Annotated in this window: 14 protein-coding genes and 1 tRNA gene; 7 read left to right on the top strand and 8 right to left on the bottom strand. The window is 35.2% G+C overall.

The features are described from left to right. Positions 1-6: 6 nt before the first annotated feature. The 3 genes from yidD to folE form a co-directional block, all read right to left on the bottom strand. The gene (gene yidD / locus G3A46_RS04700) at positions 7-240 is read right to left on the bottom strand and encodes a membrane protein insertion efficiency factor YidD (RefSeq protein WP_165146807.1); all 234 of its coding nucleotides are present in this window, start codon (positions 238-240) and stop codon (positions 7-9) included. Between the two features lie 25 nt (positions 241-265). Beyond that, the gene (gene cysS, locus G3A46_RS04705; protein WP_165146810.1) at positions 266-1,738 is read right to left on the bottom strand and encodes a cysteine--tRNA ligase; all 1,473 of its coding nucleotides are present in this window, start codon (positions 1,736-1,738) and stop codon (positions 266-268) included. Between the two features lie 285 nt (positions 1,739-2,023). Continuing rightward, positions 2,024-2,701 (bottom strand): GTP cyclohydrolase I FolE, encoded by a 678-nt coding sequence (gene folE, locus G3A46_RS04710; RefSeq protein ID WP_139855308.1) that lies wholly within the window; start codon positions 2,699-2,701, stop codon positions 2,024-2,026. A 148-nt stretch (positions 2,702-2,849) separates the two neighbouring features. On the opposite strand from folE, the gene G3A46_RS04715 reads away from it, so the two are divergent. Further along, complete coding sequence (locus tag G3A46_RS04715) at positions 2,850-8,666, top strand: T9SS type B sorting domain-containing protein (RefSeq protein WP_165146813.1); 5,817 nt, start codon at positions 2,850-2,852, stop codon at positions 8,664-8,666. Between the two features lie 98 nt (positions 8,667-8,764). Here G3A46_RS04715 and G3A46_RS04720 read toward each other — a convergent pair whose 3' ends face one another. Together G3A46_RS04720 and G3A46_RS04725 are read right to left on the bottom strand one after the other, a co-directional pair. Further along, complete coding sequence (locus G3A46_RS04720) at positions 8,765-10,294, bottom strand: transporter (RefSeq protein ID WP_165146817.1); 1,530 nt, start codon at positions 10,292-10,294, stop codon at positions 8,765-8,767. A 182-nt stretch (positions 10,295-10,476) separates the two neighbouring features. Next, positions 10,477-11,535, bottom strand: coding sequence for a hypothetical protein (locus tag G3A46_RS04725; protein WP_165146820.1), 1,059 nt, complete (start codon positions 11,533-11,535; stop codon positions 10,477-10,479). A gap of 102 nt (positions 11,536-11,637) precedes the next feature. Here G3A46_RS04725 and proS point away from each other — a divergent pair, with 102 nt between their 5' ends. The 3 genes from proS to rpsT all read left to right on the top strand — a co-directional run bounded on the left by proS (position 11,638) and on the right by rpsT (position 13,712). Beyond that, entirely contained in the window at positions 11,638-13,113 is a 1,476-nt protein-coding gene (gene proS / locus G3A46_RS04730) for a proline--tRNA ligase (RefSeq protein WP_165146823.1), read from the top strand. 247 nt (positions 13,114-13,360) lie between these two features. Beyond that, positions 13,361-13,432 (top strand) — tRNA-Glu (locus G3A46_RS04735). Between the two features lie 28 nt (positions 13,433-13,460). Then, the gene (gene rpsT, locus G3A46_RS04740) at positions 13,461-13,712 is read left to right on the top strand and encodes a 30S ribosomal protein S20 (protein ID WP_139855298.1); all 252 of its coding nucleotides are present in this window, start codon (positions 13,461-13,463) and stop codon (positions 13,710-13,712) included. A 94-nt stretch (positions 13,713-13,806) separates the two neighbouring features. Here the strand turns inward: rpsT and coaD are convergent, their stop codons facing one another. From coaD to surE, 3 genes are all read right to left on the bottom strand, one after another. Further along, positions 13,807-14,262 (bottom strand): pantetheine-phosphate adenylyltransferase, encoded by a 456-nt coding sequence (gene coaD / locus G3A46_RS04745; RefSeq protein ID WP_165146827.1) that lies wholly within the window; start codon positions 14,260-14,262, stop codon positions 13,807-13,809. Positions 14,263-14,331: 69 nt separating this feature from the next. Beyond that, complete coding sequence (locus G3A46_RS04750) at positions 14,332-14,619, bottom strand: hypothetical protein (protein ID WP_165146830.1); 288 nt, start codon at positions 14,617-14,619, stop codon at positions 14,332-14,334. A gap of 67 nt (positions 14,620-14,686) precedes the next feature. Next, the gene (gene surE, locus G3A46_RS04755) at positions 14,687-15,466 is read right to left on the bottom strand and encodes a 5'/3'-nucleotidase SurE (RefSeq protein WP_165146833.1); all 780 of its coding nucleotides are present in this window, start codon (positions 15,464-15,466) and stop codon (positions 14,687-14,689) included. A 170-nt stretch (positions 15,467-15,636) separates the two neighbouring features. Here surE and G3A46_RS04760 point away from each other — a divergent pair, with 170 nt between their 5' ends. The 3 genes from G3A46_RS04760 to G3A46_RS04770 all read left to right on the top strand — a co-directional run bounded on the left by G3A46_RS04760 (position 15,637) and on the right by G3A46_RS04770 (position 19,952). Continuing rightward, positions 15,637-17,847, top strand: a complete 2,211-nt coding sequence (locus G3A46_RS04760) for a carboxy terminal-processing peptidase (RefSeq protein ID WP_165146836.1) — start codon at positions 15,637-15,639, stop codon at positions 17,845-17,847. A 105-nt stretch (positions 17,848-17,952) separates the two neighbouring features. Further along, complete coding sequence (locus tag G3A46_RS04765; protein ID WP_165146839.1) at positions 17,953-19,056, top strand: ABC transporter permease; 1,104 nt, start codon at positions 17,953-17,955, stop codon at positions 19,054-19,056. Positions 19,057-19,136: 80 nt separating this feature from the next. Continuing rightward, positions 19,137-19,952: a DNA/RNA non-specific endonuclease gene (locus G3A46_RS04770; RefSeq protein WP_165146842.1), complete on the top strand. Its 816-nt coding sequence runs from the start codon at positions 19,137-19,139 to the stop codon at positions 19,950-19,952. Positions 19,953-19,959: the final 7 nt, after the last annotated feature.

Genomic DNA, 19,959 nt, shown 5'->3' on the forward strand with positions numbered 1-19,959 from the left:
ACTAATTTATTTCTTTTTTGGTGGTACGGGATCGTAGCCTGAACCTCCCCAAGGATTACAACTGCCTATTCGTTTTATTGAAAGCCAACTGCCTTTTAACAAACCATGAGTTTGCAATGCTTCAACCGCGTAATGTGAACAAGTAGGGGTGTATCTACAACTTGAAGGTAACAAAGGTGAAATAAAGCCTTGATACCCTTTTATGAGTAAAACAAATGGGTATATAAGGACTTTTTTCATAAAACTTTATTTGAAGCTTTAGCTCTTAATTCAGTGAAAATGTTGTTCCTTCCTTCCCGTCGTTAAGTTGAATTCCCTTTGCAGCAAGCTCATCACGAATTTTATCACTCAATGCGAAATCTTTATTGGCACGTGCTTCATTTCGTAATTGAATAAGAAGTTCTACGGCTGCTGAAAGTTTTTCGCTGTCTTGAGAGTTATCTGAAGTATTATCTTCTAAACCTAAAACTTCAAAAAGAAAGTCGTGCATTGTCTTTTTGAAAAGCTCTAAATCTGCTTTAGAAATAGTCTCTTTTCCTTCTTTTAGAGCGTTTACAAACTTGATGCTTTCAAAGAGATGGGCGATTAAAATAGGGCTGTTAAAGTCGTCATTCATTGCTTCATAGCAAGATTTTCTCCAAGCTTCAATGTCAATAGTGCTTTCATCATCAGAAGATTCTAATTTTAAAAGAATTCTGTGTGCCTCCATTAATCTGTTAAATCCTTTTTCAGAAGCTTCAAGAGCATCACTACTAAAGTCTAGTATGCTGCGATAGTGCGCTTGATACATAAAAAACTTTGTAACAGTAGGAGAGAATGGCTTGCTTAATATGTCGTTATCGCCAGTAAACATTTGGTCTGGCAAAATAAAGTTTCCGGTAGATTTGGACATTTTTTTCCCGTTAAGGGTTAGCATGTTGGCATGCATCCAATAATTTACAGGAGATGTGTTGTTGCAAGCTTCAGCTTGTGCAATCTCACATTCGTGGTGAGGGAATTTCAAGTCCATCCCACCTCCGTGGATATCAAAATTGTTGCCTAGGTATTTTGTGCTCATAGCGGTACACTCTAGGTGCCAACCAGGAAATCCATCACTCCAAGGAGATGGCCAACGCATTATGTGTTGCGGCTCAGCCTTCTTCCAAAGGGCGAAATCTTGTGGGTTTTTCTTATCGCTTTGAGCGGCAAGTTCGCGGGTGTTTGCTATCATATCTTCTAGCTTCCTACCGCTTAATTTTCCGTAATCGTTGGTTTCGTTAAATTTTAATACATCGAAATAAACAGAGCCGTTTTTTTCGTAAGCAAATCCTTCTTTAATAATTTTTTCAACAATATGAATTTGCTCATAAATATGTCCTGTAGCAGTCGGTTCGATACTTGGTGGCAAAGCGTTAAATTTCGCCATTGTAGTATGGAAGTCAACCGTGTATTTTTGAACCACTTCCATAGGTTCTAATTGCTCAAGACGTGCTTTTTTTAAAATTGGATCATCGCCGCTTTCACCGTCATTTTCTAAATGTCCTGCATCTGTAATGTTACGCACATATCGCACTTTATAGCCTAAGTGCTTTAAATATCTAAAAACTAAATCGAAAGAAAGGAAGGTGCGACAATTCCCTAAGTGTACATTACTGTAAACTGTTGGTCCACAAACGTACATGCCTACTGCACCTTCGTGTATGGGAGTGAATTTTTCCTTCTTTTTCGAAATTGAATTGTATATGTGTAAGTCATTCATAATTATAGGGTAGATGACGGATAACAGGTGACCGATTTGGTTACCAAAAATTTAATCGATTTTATTTCTTAGTACATTCATCTTATTTACAAGATGATATATTTCAATTTAAATTGCTTTTTAATTTTAAGCTCTTCTATTAGGTCTACAAAAATGTGTGAATTTTAAATTGCTTAGTCTGAATTCTGCTGATTTGCTTAAATCCTTGAAAATTCTACCTCTTAAAAAACTGAATGGCGTAATATTAGTTAATAGTACATCAGTCAAGAGGTGTCTTGTCAATAATTAGAATTCAGTGTCAAATTTAATATAGTCTAAAAATTCTCTACGAGTTTCAGGGTTTTTAAACGCACCGCCAAACTCACTTGTTACAGTGCTGCTATCGATATCGCGAATACCTCTAGAGTTTACGCATAAATGTTTTGCATCTATAACACAAGCTACGTCTTCAGTTTTTAGAACATTTTGAAGTTCCTTAACTATTTGAATTGTAAGACGCTCTTGAACTTGTGGTCGTTTTGCGTAGTAATCTACAATTCTATTCATTTTTGATAAGCCTACAACTGTACCATTGCTAATATAAGCAATATGTGCTTTCCCAACAATTGGAAGTAAGTGGTGCTCACAAGTAGAATAAAGTGTAATATTTTTCTCTACCAGCATCTCCTGGTATTTGTATTTATTGTCAAAAGTTGATGCTTTTGGCTTTCTATCTGGATGAAGTCCGCCAAAAATCTCTTGTACAAACATTTTTGCTACTCGGTTTGGAGTACCTTTTAGGCTGTCATCCGTTAGGTCTAGCCCTAAGGTTTGCATGATGTTGTGTACATCTTTCTTAATGCTTGCAATCTTTTCTATATCGCTAAGTTCGAAGGCATCTGGGCGTAAAGGCGTCTCTGTGGAGCTGCCAATATGGTCGTTACCCATTTCTTCTATTTCTCTAAGTTCTTTTTCTATACCCATTTGTATTTTAAAAATAAGTTTTTATTGGGGTTGCAAAGATACACAATAGGTTATTGTATATGAAAAGCGTGTCTTTATATTTTTAATAAAACTCACAAGGTGGTTTCATAAAATTTTCTTAATTTCCCGCCCATTATACCCTAGTAAGATGATAAAGAAAAATCCCCCGTATTTATTAGTATTAATAATCTCCTTTTTATTTTCAGGAATGTCTGCTTTTGCACAAGGCAGTACTTGTTCAACTATCGAGCCATTTTGTGCTGGCGACCAAGCGCTAATTTTCCCAAATTGTAATGATCAAGATCCAGATTGTAATCCGACCGCAGAGGCAGGTCCAGACTATGGTTGTTTGTTTACCCAGCCATATCCGGCTTGGTTTTATTTGCAGGTAGATCAGGCAGGTAGGTTAGATTTTGAGATAGTTCAAAATACAGCTTTTGATGCAAATGGTAATCCTATAGGACAGGGATTGGATGTTGATTTTATTGCGTGGGGACCTTTTCAGCAAGGTGATGATCTTTGTGATTATACACAACTTCAAGCTTTTAATGAAATAGCTTGTAGTTATTCAGCTCAACCTATTGAAAATTTTACTATTCCAAATGCTTTACCGGGTGAAATATATGTACTTGTAATAACTAATTATAATAGGAATCCTGGTTTTATAAAATTAGAACAAACCAATGCCGGAAGTCAAGGTTCTGGTTCTACAGACTGTTCGATTGTAACTACGCAAACAGGTTGTGTTGGTGATCAGTTTGTTATTGACGCGGAAACACAAGGTGCAAATAACTATTTATGGGAATATGATGATGGAACTGGTTTTGTAACAATATATAATGGGAATTTTCCATCAATTACAGTTACAGATGCTGGTGATTATAGGGTTACTATAAGTTTTCTTATTGGCCCAACCCAAATTAAAGAATTTGAAATTATCACAAATCCGCAACCAATTATTGCTAATCCTCCTTTGGATCTTTCAATTTGTGATAATGGTTCCACACCTGGGATTTTCGATTTAACTCAGAATAACAACGTTGTTTTGGGAGCTCAAAACCCTAACTTTTTAATTACATATCACTTAAATTTATTACAGGCAGAATCTGGGCTTAATCCAATTAACCCAGCTAATGCTTACCCTATTGTGGGGACAAATCAAACAATTTGGGTTCGTATTGAAAATGAAGAAGGAAATTGTTATGTAATTGATACATTTGAATTGACTTACGAAGGTGCAACAGCTACCGCACCAACTTCACCACACTACTTATGTGACCAAGATGAGGATGGTCAAGAAGTGATTAATTTAGAAGCTGTATTCTCAGCAACAATTCTAGATGGGCAGAATCCATTAAATTATACAGTTACTTATCACAGTACGCAAGGTGAGGCGAATGCTGGAACAAATTCTTTACCGCAGCCTTATACAGTGGCGGCTAGTCCTACAACAATTTATGCTCGAGTTCAAAATAACAATGACAATACTTGTTTTGAAACTGCTCAATTCGATATTATTTTGGATGGTCCTCCAACTGTGAATTCTACTCCTGATGCCTTGATAGCTTGTGACCCAGGAAATGATGGGTTTACATTGTTTACACTTCATGATGCAGATGAGGACATTACAAATGGTGACCCAGCACTTACAGTTACTTATCACTACACTTATTTGGATGCGCAAACCAATGAGGGTGAGTTGATGGATCCTTATGAAAACCGTAATCCTTATAACGACCGTGTATATGCACGAGTAATAAGTGGAAATACAAGTTGCTATAACATTGTTGAGTTGCCATTAGAGGTTCGCGACAGTCCAATTTTAACCGAGCCAACACCTTATCGTATTTGTGATGATGACCAAGATGGATACGCAGTTTTTGATTTAACTTCAAAAGCTTCAGAAATTTTAGGAGCATTAGATCCAACTCAATACGATTTATATTATTATGTAAATGAACAACAAGCAATTGATGCTGGGGAGGTAGCGCTTACTGCTCCTAACTACTCACAAGCAATTGCTACACCAGGAGCTTTCACAAATCAAACAATCAACACTCAGACAATTTATGTTCTTGGAGTTGGGAATGCTACTAATACAACACCTAATAATGGTAGTTTTGGGTGTTATGATATTGTAGAACTTCAATTATTTGTAGATCCAGAGCCTATAGCTATAGAGCCTCAAGATTATCATTTATGTGATGATACGGTAAATGGAAGTACACCAACCGATCAGCTTAGTACATTCGATTTAACTTCAAGAAATCTTGAAATTACGGGTGGAAATACAAACGTAACTGTTACTTGGTACGAAACTGCAGCTGATGAATTGGCAGATAATCCAATTGCAAATCCACAAGCATATCAAAACAGAGCAATTCCACCAGCACCTAGTAATCCGCAAACTGTAATTGCTCGTGTTTCTAACGGTTTTGGTTGTAAAAAACTTGTTACTCTAACTCTTGTAGTGGATCAATTACCTACACCTGTTGCGCCAACACCTTTAGAAGTATGTGATGATAATAACGATGGTTTTGCAGAATTCGACCTTACCTTAAAAGATGACGAGATAATAGGAGGTGAACCAGGTGTAATAGTTAAGTATTATCCATTGGAAGCACTTGCTCAAGCAGGTGGAGCTGGTGAAATTACTGGTCCATATTTAAATAACGTCCCTTATACTGATACCGTTTGGGCTCGAGTAGAAAATACTTCGTCAGGTTGTTTCTCTGTTGTTGAGCTTACACTAATTGTAAACCCATTGCCAAATCAACCTACTTCAGAGTTTGGAGATCTTTTTGCTTGTGATTCAGATGGAAGTGGTGAGGCAGTATTTGATCTTACTATAAACACTCCTTTTGTTTATGGAACTCAATCAACAACCGACTTTACTATTTCATATCATACCCTTTTACAAGAAGCAATAGACGGCCAAAACCCTATTTTAACTCCAAATGCTTTTACTAGTGCTGGTCAAACAATATGGGTTCGCTTAGAAAATAATATCACTCTTTGTGCAAGAATCAGTGAGTTTGATTTGATTCTAGGTGAATTTCCATTAATTCAAGATCCTGATGCAATGGAGCTTTGTGATGATTTGGAAAGTGGAAGTGATACGGATAGAATTTCAACTTTCAACCTTACAACTAATAACGCATTTATCACAAATGGCGATGCTACATTAACTGTTAAGTATTTTGAAACTTTAGTTGATTTACAAAATGACAATCCAATTCCAAACCCAACAACTTACACTAACCCAGTTGATGGTGGTGGATTTGGAATCACACCTTATACAATTTATGTGGCTGTAGAAGGTCAAACCGGATGTGTGGCAACTACAGAGTTGCTTCTAAAGGTGCTTCCTGTTCCTACCGTTGTAGAGCCTACTCCATTAGAAGTATGTGACGTAGACCACGATGGTTTTGCCGAATTTGATTTGACCCTAAAAAGCGATGAAATTGCAGGAGGGGATCCTTCTATAGTGGTGACTTATCACGAAACTTTAAACGATGCAAATAATGGAACTTTCCCATTGGCATCTCCATTTCAAAATATTGTTGCTTTTAACCAGACAATTTACGCAAGAGCTTCTTTTGATTTACCTCCAAATACAAGTGGATGTTTCAAAGTAGTGCCATTAGATTTAATTGTAAAACCAAGTCCGATAGTACCATTAGATTTACCAGACTTGGTAGCTTGTGATCCTGATGGTAATGGTTTTGCAGAATTTGATTTAACGGTGCAAGAACCTTTAATTTATGGCTCACAAGATCCTACGCAACTTGAATTGTCGTACCACACGACTCTTGAAGATGCTCAATCAGGTCTGAATCCAATTGGTGCACCCGAAACTTATACAAACGTTACAAACCCACAAGATATCTTTGTTCGTTTGGCTTATATCGATGGATCTGATTGCTATACTGTAGGAAAGTTTACGCTAATTGTATCTAGGGCTGTATCTATAGTAGATCCTACTCCTTTTGAGCTTTGTGAGGATTTAGGTCCTATAAACGATGGGTTTACAACATTTGATTTAACGCTTAAGAACTCTGAAATAACTAATGGTGCTCCAGGAATGGGAGTTAGTTACTTTTTGAATGAAAACGATGCTCAAAATAATACCAATAAAATTGATCCGGATACTGAATTCGTTAACACTGTAAACCCACAAACTCTATATGTAAGAGTAGAAGATGGTTCAACAGACTGTGTTGCATTTACTACATTATTGTTACGAGTGTTGCCTAATCCAGACTTAGTTGAGCCACAACCTATAAGATTGTGTGATGAGAATATTGTGGTTGGTCCTGGACCTGATGATGAAGTTGAAATATTTGATTTAACTATAAGAGAAGAGGTAATTCTTAACGGTGGTGCATGGGATGTAACGTATTACGAAAGTTACGACAATGCATTCAACGGAATAGATCAAATTCCAAACCCAGAGAGCTATCAAAATATTAGCAATCCACAGACTATATATGTTAAAGGAAGTAATCCAGATAGTTCTTGTTTTGAAATTGTAAAACTTGAATTGATTGTGGATCCTGTACCAGATGATAGTGCTATAGTGTCACCTTATATTATATGTGAAATTAATACAGATGGTGTAGCAGAATTCGATCTAACCACTAAGATTCCAGAAATATTAGGAGAGCAATCAGCTTTTAATTTAATGGTTAGTTTTTATTTGGATGCTACTGATGCTGCCAACGGAATTAATCAAATTGTAAATACAACTGCACATCAAAACAGAGATTTAGCTGGTAACCCAGAATCTCCACAAACTATTTACACGCGAATTGAAAATTCACTAACGGGTTGTTTTATAGGTGGAAATCAAAGTTTTGAATTAATTGTTCAAGAAGGCGCTATTGCAAATACACCAAATCCACTTATAGTGTGTGACAACTTTGAAGCAAATGATGGCATTGCGGAATTTGATTTAGAAGATCTAACGAATCCTGATGTTGTAACGCTTCGCAATCAAATATTAGCTGGACAAGATCCAAACATTTATTTGATTAGTTATTTTGAAACTTATGAAAATGCTTTAAATAATGTAAACGCAATTTCATTCCCTTACTATAACGTAATCAATCCTCAGGTAATTTATGCTAGAGTTACCAATAGCGAAAACCAATACGAGCCAAAATGTTTTGAAGTAGTTGAGGTTATTTTAAAAGTGCAAGAATTACCTAAAGTAAATTTAGAAGACGAATACAGGTTATGTGTGGATGAGAATGGCAATCCTATTGAAAATGAAGATGGCCAGACTTCTCCTCCATTAATCGACACGGGGCTAAATCCTAATAATTATACCTTCCAATGGATGTTGAATGGAGTTATGATTCCAGGTGAAACTGGAGCTTCTATAATAGCATTAGAAGCAGGTGAGTATAGTGTGATTATAACCGAAATAGCTTCGGGATGTGAAATTACGGCTGTAACAACTGTTGTGCTTTCATCTCCACCTTTAGTTTATAGTGCTGAAGTTATAACTTCTGCTTTTGCTAACCCACATGCTATTGAAGTTTCTGCTGAGGGATTAGGGGAATATGTATATCAACTAGATAATGGGCCTTTCCAAACAAATAATGTTTTCGAGGGAGTTTCACCAGGTATACATACTATTACAATAAGAGATGTAAACGGATGTGGAAGCGTAACTATTGAAGTTGGAGTAGTCGATTATCCATTATATTTTACTCCAAACGAAGATGGTTACCATGACACTTGGAATATTATTGGAATTGGAACTGCAGACCCTACTGCTAAGATTTTCATTTTTGACCGTTACGGAAAACTTCTAAAACAGTTAAGTCCAGTTGGAGAAGGTTGGGATGGAACGTTTAACGGAAAACCAATGCCTTCAAGTGATTATTGGTTTAGAGTTGAATATAAAGAAGATGATATGCCGAAAGTGTTTACAGGACATTTCACCTTAAAACGATAAGTATAACTGTATGATAAACAAAAAGCCTCCACATTACTAAATGTGGAGGCTTTTGCTTTCAAAAGACTATATGTGTTTAGTCTAAAATGGTTTTGTAATTATAAATTAAAACTCAATGACAATATAAAGTTGTTGTAAACTGAGTTTATTAAAGCAGTATCAGTTAATCCAACAGAATACAATTGTTGGTTTCTTTCTTGTTCTGATCGAGAATATGCAATGTCTGCATTAAATCGTCCAAAGTTATACCCTGCGCCTAAAGAAAACCCTGTTAAGTCTCCCATAACCTCACTGTTTTTATAAGGAGTTTCTTCATAGTGAAATCCACCTCGTAAGCTTAATTGATTAATACGGTACTCTGCGCCAGCATTAAATTTAGAAGCTGCTTTTAAAGTATTTTTAATAGCGTTATTCATCATATCAAAATATGGGTCGTAATAATTGTTTAAACGGCTAAACTTAATAGAAGAGTAATCTTTATAAGAATAATCAAAGCTTATTAATCCGCTTTTACCAAAAATATAAGCGGCACTTGCAGTAACCTTTGCAGGAGTTTTAAGGTTGTAATCTTCATAAACATTAATTACTCTCGGATCTATATATTCATTAATCATTTTTCCTTCAAAAACACGACTGCTTTTAAGTGACTGAGTTGTTTCTTCAGCTATCTGATACCAAGTAGGAGTGTCGAAGCTTAAGCCTAATCTAAGATTGTTCGCTACTTTAGCAATACCACCTATTTGGGCAGAGATACCAGAGCCTGTAACCGAAAGATTGTTTTCAAATCCTACGCTTCTTACAATAGAGCCCGGATTATTATTCTTTTCTAGTAGAAATGTACTTTGGTCGTATTCAATAGTGTGGGTGTTTATATTTGCTCCAAAGTATAAGTTATTTGTAATCTGAGTGGCAAAATTAATAGTAAACTTACTATTGTATCCTTGTGAAAGATATGCGTATTCTTGGTTAAATACTCCTCCTGCTATATTTGAAATGTATTCACTGTTTAAGGGATTGCTAGGATCTATAGGGTCAAATAGAAAACCTTGATAGCCTAAAAAGGCATTTTGTGCTGCACTACCTTCGGTTTCACCTAAGTATTGATATAAATCTGTAATTGTTTCTCCAGATCTTAAGTCTAATAGGTTTAAAGGCATTCCTTGCGCTTGTTCTAAAAAGAAATTACCGATAGTGTTATTTCCAGTTCCTGCAATAAAGAGCTTGTTTTCAAAATTGTTTGACTGATTGTAATTTAATCCAATAGTAAACTTTTTAAAGGAGGATTCGTCATTTGCATTGTTTATCACGAAAATAGCACCTAATTGATTTAGAGAAAAATCAGTTTTAGAAGTTTCTTCTTCATTGTTAAAATAATTGCTGCTATTATTTATGTTATTGAAAGCCGAAGAAAGTGAAAGGGTAGAGGTTAAAAAAACTGCCCCCGAAGCAGGGTTTGAGCTGATGGCAGAAAAATCGCCGCCCAAGGCACCCATTGAACCACTTAAAGCTGTATATCGAGCTGTTCCAAGGTTTTGGTTGCTGCTATAGCGCAAACCGTCTGTTATGTTTTGAGCTTGAGAAGTTGCAAAACAGATGCTTAGTGTTATTAATAATGAAATTCTTTTCATTTTGATGATATTGATTAAAATTTTATTAAAAGATAATGCCCAAAATAAGCATTTCGAGTTAAGATGAAATGGTTAATGGGCATTGTTAGAATCTTGAAATTGATATTGCGTTATTTTGGATATATTACGCTAGTGATAAATACTATAATCGATGAGTTTTATATACACGATAGCGTTTAATGTTATCCTCTTCCGCCGCTACTTCTTGAGCCTCCACTAGAACGAGTACTGCCACCAGAACTTCTCATAGAACCAGAGCTACTACTTCTTGAAGGAGAAGAGAATGTACTATTTCTTGTAGTATTGCTATTACTTCTTGTAGGCTGTGAGTAACTACTATTTCTATTGGTACGTGTGTTTCGAATTGTAGGAGTAGAGCTAGGTTTTGTATTTCTGTTGTTTCTAATAACAGGAGTTGACCTAGTATTGTTTGAACGTGTGTTTCCACTTCTAATAGTGTTGTTGTTTGATGATCGCGTATTAGAATTCGCTCGAACGCTATTATTATTTATCCTACGGGTAGTTTCTGATCTACTATAAGACGAGTTTCTGGTTGAAACATTGTTTGCACGTCCACGAGCTTGTGATCTACTGTAGTCTGTATTTCTTCGTCCGCGATTATATGACACACCATTGTAATAGTGGTTGTTATAATAATAATTGTTGTAATAGTGTGGGTGGTAGTAGCCATATCCATAATATGGGTATCCATATCCGTAACCATATCCATATCCATAATAAGGATAACCCCAACCATAACTTATTCCCCAAAAAGGTGTGTAATAGGAGTGTCCCCAATATCCACCATACCAGTAAGGTCTATGATAAAAGCCATATCCATGTCCACCATAGTTGTATATGTTTACAGTAATATCTTCTGAGTTGCTTCCCCAAGCGCCATAACCTTCATCTTCGTAATTATCTTCAATAACTATATATCCTTCATCGTCTAAACGCTCTGTAGTAGCGTAGGCTTCGATATCAGTAAAAATAGCGCCCTCTTCAGGCATCTCTGAGATAGATTCAGCTTTGCTTTTGAAGTATTGTTTGTAATAATTAGCTTTTTCGCTCGATGGGTTGTTGTCGTAATTTTCTGTACGAGATTCATTTCCAGATGCATAAATTCCATCCGAGTCGTAATAGCCGTTATTGTGAGTTCCACAGGACGATAGTAAAAGAACTAAAGCTCCTGCAAATGCTATCGGGGTGAAACGTTTTATATTGAATTTTCGAGTGAACATATCTTGGGTAATTTAATTGTTGGACATTATAAAAATAAGTAGTTTTGCGGACAATAACTAATCATTTAACATAGGTGCAACTTTTGTGCCAAAACCCGGCCTATGGCAAAGAAATTAACTACACGCGAAGAAGATTACTCAAAATGGTATAACGAACTGGTAATCAAAGCAGACCTGGCTGAAAACTCAGGAGTAAGAGGTTGTATGGTTATTAAACCATACGGATATGCAATATGGGAGCGTATGCAAGCTGAATTGGATAGAATGTTTAAAGAAACAGGACATCAAAATGCTTATTTCCCTTTATTTATACCAAAATCTTATTTCAGTAAAGAGGCAAGTCACGTTGACGGATTTGCTAAGGAATGTGCAGTTGTTACTCATTATAGATTAAAGAATGCTGAGGATGGAAGCGGAATTGTTGTAGATCCAGATGCTAAACTAGAAGAGGAATTAATCGTACGTCCAACATCGGAAACTATTATTTGGGATACCTATAGAAAGTGGATTCAATCTTATAGAGATTTACCATTATTGATAAACCAATGGGCGAATGTGGTGCGATGGGAAATGCGTACACGTTTGTTTTTACGTACTGCCGAATTTTTGTGGCAAGAAGGGCATACTGCTCACGCCACTAAAGAAGAAGCTATAGCAGAAGCAGAACAAATGATGAATGTATATTCAGATTTTGCTGAAAACTATATGGCGATACCAGTAGTAAAAGGAACTAAAACTGAAAGTGAACGCTTTGCTGGTGCTTTAGAAACTTATTGTATTGAAGCTTTAATGCAAGATGGAAAGGCGCTTCAAGCGGGAACATCTCACTTTTTAGGTCAGAATTTTGCTAAGGCTTTTGATGTAAAATTTGCCGCAAAAGATGGTACGTTAGATTACGTTTGGGCTACATCTTGGGGTGTATCTACACGTTTAATGGGAGCTTTAGTTATGACACATAGTGATGACAACGGATTGGTGTTGCCTCCAAATTTGGCTCCAGATCAAGTTGTAATCGTTCCTATTTATAGAAAAGATGAAGAATTTGAAGCAGTAAACGAAGTTGCTTTAGAATTAATGAAGAAACTTAGATCGCAAGGTGTTAGAGTAAAATACGATAACCGCGATACCCAAAAGCCAGGATGGAAGTTTAATGAATACGAATTAAAAGGAGTTCCTGTGCGTATTGCCATTGGTCCTAAAGATGTTGAAAAGGGTACTGTAGAATTGGCAAGAAGAGATACGCTTACAAAAGAATTCATCTCTAATGAGGATGTAGTTGAAAAGGTGAAGTCTTTAATGGATGAAATTCAGAAAAATCTTTTTGATAAAGCTGTTGCACACAGAACAGAGAATACAACCGAGGTGTCATCATACGAAGAGTTTAAAGAGGTTTTAGAGACCAAAGGAGGTTTTATACTAGCTCATTGGGATGGAACTATAGAAACTGAAGAGAAAATTAAAAACGAAACTAAAGCTACAATTAGATGTATTCCTTTAGAAGGTGAGAAGGTAGCGGGAACTTGTATGGTTACAGGTAAACCATCGACTGGAAAAGTGCTTTTTGCAAAAGCATATTAATTTTTTTGAAAATTTTTTCAAAACATTTTGAAGTATTGAAAAAAAGGTATATTTTTGCACCCGCATTTGAAAATATAATGCACGATTAAACCGGTTATTTTAGACAATTAGTTTTGTTTTCGAACTGGGGAGATTGATTAAAAAAGTTCTTTTTCATAATCCTGATTAAAATTTTAAAAATTTTTTAAAAAGGATTTGGAACATTAAAAAAAAGGTGTATTTTTGCACCCGCATTAAACAATGTAATGGTCCGTTCGTCTAGGGGTTAGGACGCCAGGTTTTCATCCTGGTAACAGGGGTTCGATTCCCCTACGGACTACAAAAATTTAGAATTAAATAAAAATACAATGGCAAATCACAAGTCAGCATTAAAGAGAATTAGAAGCAACGAGGCTAAACGCTTGCGTAACCGTTACCAGCATAAAACTGCTCGTAATGCCATGAAGAGATTTCAAGAGCTTTCTGATAAGTCAGAAGCTGAGAAAATGTTCCCTTCAATTGTTTCTATGATCGACAAATTGGCTAAGAAGAATATTATTCATTCGAATAAAGCTTCTAACTTGAAGTCGAATATGGCTAAGCATGTAGCTGCGCTTTAATTCTAGATTAATTAAAATTTTTAAAACCCTTTCAGGAAACTGAAAGGGTTTTTTTATTATTCAGATTTGATTTTTTTTTTTTAAAACTGCTACTTTATTTACTTTTTACTGAAGTAGGAACTAACTTAGAGTAATCGCCATTGTTGCGCATAACATCTCTTACTATTGTAGATGAGATATTAGAAACCTCAGGAGAGCAGATTAAAAATATAGTTTCAACATTCGCCATCTGGTAATTGGTTTGAGCTATTGGCTGCTCGTAATTTAAATCGGTAGTATTTCGCAAACCACGAACAATAAATTGAGCATCCTTCTCTATACAGTATTTAGCTGTTAAACCAGAATAACTTTCAACGCTTACCTTTTCTTCATTTTTAAAGATGTCTTCAATAAACTTCAAGCGTTCTTCCAAAGTAAACATTGTTTTTTTATCGGCATTAACACCAATAGCAATAATTATTTCATCAAATAGGGGTAGTGCACGATTAATAATGTCTAAGTGTCCAAGTGTAATAGGGTCGAAAGTTCCAGGAAATACTGCACGTCTCATTCTTTTGTATTTTATTATTAGGTTATTGAATTACTAAGTTAATGAGTTAAAGAAACTCCCGCTATAATTTTATAGAAATTTTGTATATAAGATTACTAATGCGGCAATTACTGTTGCCATAACAACTCCTCTTGCTCTATAAACTTGGTTTTTCTTAAGGTAAATAAAGAAAACTATTAAATTTAAAATGGCTCCTAAGGCTATTAAACTACCTAGAAAATCATTGGCTAATGCAGCTTTGATTGTATCTTCAATTTCTAAGTCAGAAAAAAAGAAGATATATAGATAGGTTCCTGCAACATTTGCTAGTAACCCTATTATTAGTCCTATTAAAATTTCTTTTACGTGTGGTTTCATTCGTTGTGTATAAATATTATAACAATTGTATTATCACTATTATCTAGTGTTTTACATTCAATTAATTTTACTGTAATTCCCAAGAATTAATTACTTTAATAGCATGGTGGGCTGTTAAATCGTATTGAACAGGTACAATTGAAACATACCCATTTTCTAAAGCCCATTCATCTGTATCTTGTCCTTTATCTTGATTAACAAATTCACCAGAAAGCCAATAGTAATCCCTTCCTAGGGGATTAGTGCGTTTGTCGAATTTTTCTTGCCAATAGGCATTTGCTTGACGGCAAACTTTCATCCCTTTTATTTCAGAAGAATTAAGCTTTGGGATATTTACATTTAAAACCACGCCATTAGGAAGTCCGTTTTTAAGCGTTTGTTCAGCAATGGCTTTTACAATTTTCTTTGATGCCTCAAAATTAGCTTCTAACGAATAATCTAAAAGAGAAAAACCAATAGACGGTATCCCAGTAGTTCCTGCTTCAACTGCGGCACTCATAGTACCACTGTAAATAACATTGATGGACGAATTACTTCCGTGGTTAATACCACTAACGCATAAATCAGGTTTTCGATCTAAAATTTCATTTACTGCAATTTTTACACAGTCAACAGGAGTACCACTACAGCTATACTCTTCTTGAGGCTCGTCTTTATTTATATTTATACGATTACAGTATAAAGCGTCGTTAATAGTAATAGCGTGTCCCATTCCACTTTGTGGAGAATCTGGTGCAACCACACAAACGTCCCCTAATGTGTTCATAACCTCAATTAATGCTCTTATTCCAGGAGCGTTAATTCCGTCGTCATTGGTTACTAAAATAAGTGGTCTTTTGTTTGTCATTCTTTAAAATTTTGAAGACACAAAAGTACATTTATTAAATTTGAAATAAGAATCCTTGTTTCTCAATCAATAATGGCTGTTTAACAAAATATTAGTAGCAAAATAGTTTAATGGCACGGTTTTTTGTATAATTTAGACACTCTTAAATCAACACCCTTACTATGCGGATAATGAAGAAGAATTTTAAAGTTTTATTTTTGGCAGTTTTTGTTTCTGTAGCTTCTTGCAGTTTCACTACTAAAGAATTTGAAAACCCGGATAAAGATAAATTACTACTCGATCTTATAACTTATGTTCTTGAAAAAGGACACTATGACCCGAAGGCTATCGACGATGCTTTTTCGGCTGATGTTTTTGATAATTTCATTAAAGGCCTTGATCCTTTAAAAAGATACTTTTTAGCTTCAGATATTGAAGAGTTCAGTAAGTATAAAACTGAAATTGACGACCAAATAAAGAATAAAGATTTATCTTTTTTCAATTTAGTATATAATCGCTTCCAAGAACGAATGGAAGATGTGAAGAAAATCTATCCTGAAGTTTTAGACAAGCCATTCAATTTTGATGAAAAAGAAACTATTAATGTAGATTACGACAATATCGAATATACTACGTCAACCAAAGCTTTAAAGGCTCGTTGGGAACAGCAACTAAAGTTTACAACACTTTCTAGCTACTACGACTATGTTGAAGAGCAAAAAACTAAACAAAAAGCTTTAGATAAGTCCGATAACGATGATAATGCTGAAGTGGAAGATAACGAAGACGAAAATAAAGAAAAGTCGAGTAAAGCCTCTGAAGAGCCATTCGAACCAAAATCTATGGCTGAGCTAGAACAAAAGGCTCGAGAAACTGCAAAAACATCATTAGATGAATATTTCGATTTCACAAAAGATCTTGTTCGTAAGGATTATTTTGCAATTTATCTAAATACTATTGTTGAAGAGTTTGACCCGCATAGCAACTATTTCGCACCACCAGATAAAGATCGTTTCGACCTTCAAATGTCTGGAAAACTAGAAGGAATTGGTGCTAGACTTCAAAAGAAAAACGATTACATAACGGTAATTGAGGTAATAAGTGGAGGACCAGCGTGGAGAAGTGAACAAATTGAAGTTGGTGATGCTATCCTTAAAGTTAAACAAGAAGGAGAAAATGAATCTGTTAGCATAGTTGGTATGCGTATAGATGATGCTGTAAAACTAATTAAAGGTCCAAAAGGGACTAAAGTTACTCTTACAGTAAAAAATGTTGATGGAACTATTTCAGATAAAGTTATTACTCGCGACGTAGTTGAACTTGAAGAAACTTATGCTAAATCTTCATATATAGAAAATAACGGTCGCAAATTCGGACTTATTAATTTGCCTCAGTTTTATTTCGACATGGAAAACTATAAAGAGCGCAATGCTGCTTCCGATGTTAAAAAAGAAATTCTACGTTTAAAAGAACAAGGAATGGAGGGACTTGTGTTAGACCTTCGAAATAACGGTGGTGGATCACTTAGAACTGCTGTGGATATTGCTGGGTTATTTATTAAGAAAGGACCAATTGTTCAGGTTTCTTCAGCAGGAAAAAAGGAGGTTTTAGAAGATGAAAGCAACGAAATTGTATGGGACGGACCTTTAGTAATTTTAGTAAATGAACTTTCTGCATCAGCCTCAGAAATTTTAGCTGCTGCTATGCAGGATTATAAAAGAGCTATTGTAATTGGTAGCAAACAAACATACGGAAAAGGTACAGTGCAAAATGTTGTTGATTTAAACCAATGGGTTAGAAACAATGATATAGGAGACTTAGGAGCTATAAAAATTACATCACAAAAATTCTACCGAGTTAATGGTGGTTCAACACAGTTAGAAGGTGTAAATAGTGATGTTGTTATGCCAGATCGTTACAGTTATATCGATATAGGGGAGCGTGATTACCCAAACCCACTACCTTATGATAAAATTGATGCGGCTAAGTATGATATTTGGGATGGCTATATTGGCTTTCAAGAAACCATTGATAACAGTAAAGCTAGAATGGCTAAAAATGAGCAGTTGCAACTAATAGATGAAAATGCGAAGTGGATTAAAGAGCGCAGAGATGAAAAGGAAGTAAACCTTAATTTTAATGATTATACTGCCGAAATTGAAAAACGTAAAGAAATAAGTAAACGCTTTGATGCAATTGACAAGTATGACAATAAGCTAACTTTTAAATCTTTGCCTTATGAAGTTGAATTGATGAAACAAGATACAACGCTTTCAGAAAAACGTAAGAGATGGCATAAAAGCTTAAGTAAAGATATTTATGTTGAAGAAGCTATCCACGTGTTAGAAGACTTAAAGCTTAATAATATAAAAGCTAAAAAAGTAGCGGATATTAAAAACTAGTACTTTCTAGTATTTCTAGAAGGCAGATTTAAAACCTACAAGATTTCAAAAACCTTGTAGGTTTTTTTATGGCTATTCACCTAAAATTTTCAGTAAATTTGAAACGTGAAAAACTCAACCTCATTAACACAAATAGCGCTTCAGAAGTTTAAAAAGAACTTCTGGGGCGTTTTCAGTTTGGGGTTTTTAATGGTTTGTGTATTAGTAGCCATATTCGCTTACGCATTGGCGCCGGATAATTCACAAAATGCAAATCAGATGCACTTGTCCATTCATTCTAAAAACCCTGGATTTTCAGTGCAAATGCTTACAATTCCTGTTGCCATAGAAGATCAAAACCCAATCTCGGTTTTCTTTTTTGGTGAAAAGAATGCAAATACTGAAATTCCTATTTCAAATTATTCATTAAAGTCTAATACTATCGAGATAACCGAATATACTCCTGATGGCACTGATGGACTTCAAAAGGAATATTCAGTATCGCTTTTTCCTGATGTTACTTCAGTGAAGGAAATTCCTAACAAATACATTTCAGAAAAGAAATTCTATCTCGGAACTGATAAATATGGCCGTGATTTGTTAAGCCGAATGTTAATAGGAATCCGAATCTCGCTTGCCATAGGGTTTGTAGCGGTCTTTATTTCCTTGGTAATTGGGATTACAATGGGCGCAATTGCTGGGTATTTTGGAGGGAAAGTGGATGCAGCAATTATGTGGGTAATCAATGTTACTTGGTCTATTCCAACGTTACTGTTAGTGATTGCTATCACCCTAGCTCTTGGTAAAGGTTTTTGGCAGGTTTTTATCGCTGTAGGGCTCACAATGTGGGTAGAAGTTGCAAGAGTGGTTAGAGGGCAGGTAATGGGGGTAAAACAGATGCAATATGTAACTGCTGCCCGAGCTTTAGGTTATAATGATTTTAGAATTATAGTAAAACATATTTTACCTAATAGTATGGCGCCAGTTATTATAATTTCGGCAGCCAATTTTGCGGGAGCAATCTTAATAGAAAGTGGCCTTTCATTTTTAGGAATAGGTGCTCAGCCGCCAATGCCAAGTTGGGGAGGAATCATAAAAGATCACTACGCATATATTATTTTAGGAAAACCTTATTTAGCCTTAATTCCTGGCCTTGCAATTATGAGCTTGGTTACGGCTTTTATGCTAATCGGGAATGCTTTAAGAGATGCTATGGATGTGAGAAATTAATGTTATGCATTATATCTTAAACTCATAGAATAAACACTTCAAACTTTTAAAGATTATAAGTTAATAGTATTTTTGACCCTATGAATCGAAAATACATTTATCCCTTAGTTATTATTATTCTTACCGTTGTATTGTACTATTCAGACGATATCTTTGATGGGAATAATAATATTATTTCAGATACATCAACACAAGTTGTTAGAAATTCGAAAGAATTTGATGACTCATTTCTTCCAGAATCTACTACTGGAGCTATAGTAAGACACAATTATTTCACACTTTCCTATTCTGAAGATCATGAACAGGCAGAATGGGTTGCTTATGAACTTAGTAAAAGCGATTTATCTAGAAATGAATTTAAAAGACCTTATTTTGAAATTGACAATAAGGTGTCAACAACATCTGCAGACTGGCGCAATTACAAAAACTCTGGTTATGATCGCGGGCATTTAGTTCCTGCTGGCGATAGAAAAATGTCTTTTGAAGCTTATAATGAAACTTTTTTAACCAGTAATGTTAGTCCTCAAAACCGTGAATTTAATGCTGGAATTTGGAATCGTTTAGAACAAAAGGTTAGGTATTGGGCAAATAAATACGACGGAGTTTATGTGGTAACTGGAGGTGTTTTAAATGGAAATATGGAAACTATTGGGTATGAAAATGTTTCTGTGCCTAATGAGTTTTATAAAATTGTTGTAGATGTTACAGATGGCAATCATAAAGCTATAGCTTTTTTAATCCCCAACGAACCTAGTAGTAATACTTTTTATGAATATGTAGTTTCTATCGACGAAATAGAAGCTAAAACGGGTATAGATTTCTTTCCTGCCTTGCCTGATTCAATTGAAGATAAAATGGAAAGTATGATTGACTTAAAAGCTTGGGGAAAGAAATAGATAAAAA

The organism is Aequorivita sp. KMM 9714, assembly GCF_011065475.1.
In the GTDB taxonomy this organism is placed as follows: Bacteria; Bacteroidota; Bacteroidia; order Flavobacteriales; family Flavobacteriaceae; genus Aequorivita; species Aequorivita sinensis.

Bases quoted from the DNA above. Each gene is read 5' to 3' on its own strand.
- yidD (WP_165146807.1), bottom strand. From the start codon at position 240: ATGAAAAAAGTCCTTATATACCCATTTGTTTTACTCATAAAAGGGTAT.
- cysS (WP_165146810.1), bottom strand. From the start codon at position 1,738: ATGAATGACTTACACATATACAATTCAATTTCGAAAAAGAAGGAAAAA.
- folE (WP_139855308.1), bottom strand. From the start codon at position 2,701: ATGGGTATAGAAAAAGAACTTAGAGAAATAGAAGAAATGGGTAACGAC.
- G3A46_RS04715 (WP_165146813.1), top strand. From the start codon at position 2,850: ATGATAAAGAAAAATCCCCCGTATTTATTAGTATTAATAATCTCCTTT.
- G3A46_RS04720 (WP_165146817.1), bottom strand. From the start codon at position 10,294: ATGAAAAGAATTTCATTATTAATAACACTAAGCATCTGTTTTGCAACT.
- G3A46_RS04725 (WP_165146820.1), bottom strand. From the start codon at position 11,535: ATGTTCACTCGAAAATTCAATATAAAACGTTTCACCCCGATAGCATTT.
- proS (WP_165146823.1), top strand. From the start codon at position 11,638: ATGGCAAAGAAATTAACTACACGCGAAGAAGATTACTCAAAATGGTAT.
- rpsT (WP_139855298.1), top strand. From the start codon at position 13,461: ATGGCAAATCACAAGTCAGCATTAAAGAGAATTAGAAGCAACGAGGCT.
- coaD (WP_165146827.1), bottom strand. From the start codon at position 14,262: ATGAGACGTGCAGTATTTCCTGGAACTTTCGACCCTATTACACTTGGA.
- G3A46_RS04750 (WP_165146830.1), bottom strand. From the start codon at position 14,619: ATGAAACCACACGTAAAAGAAATTTTAATAGGACTAATAATAGGGTTA.
- surE (WP_165146833.1), bottom strand. From the start codon at position 15,466: ATGACAAACAAAAGACCACTTATTTTAGTAACCAATGACGACGGAATT.
- G3A46_RS04760 (WP_165146836.1), top strand. From the start codon at position 15,637: ATGAAGAAGAATTTTAAAGTTTTATTTTTGGCAGTTTTTGTTTCTGTA.
- G3A46_RS04770 (WP_165146842.1), top strand. From the start codon at position 19,137: ATGAATCGAAAATACATTTATCCCTTAGTTATTATTATTCTTACCGTT.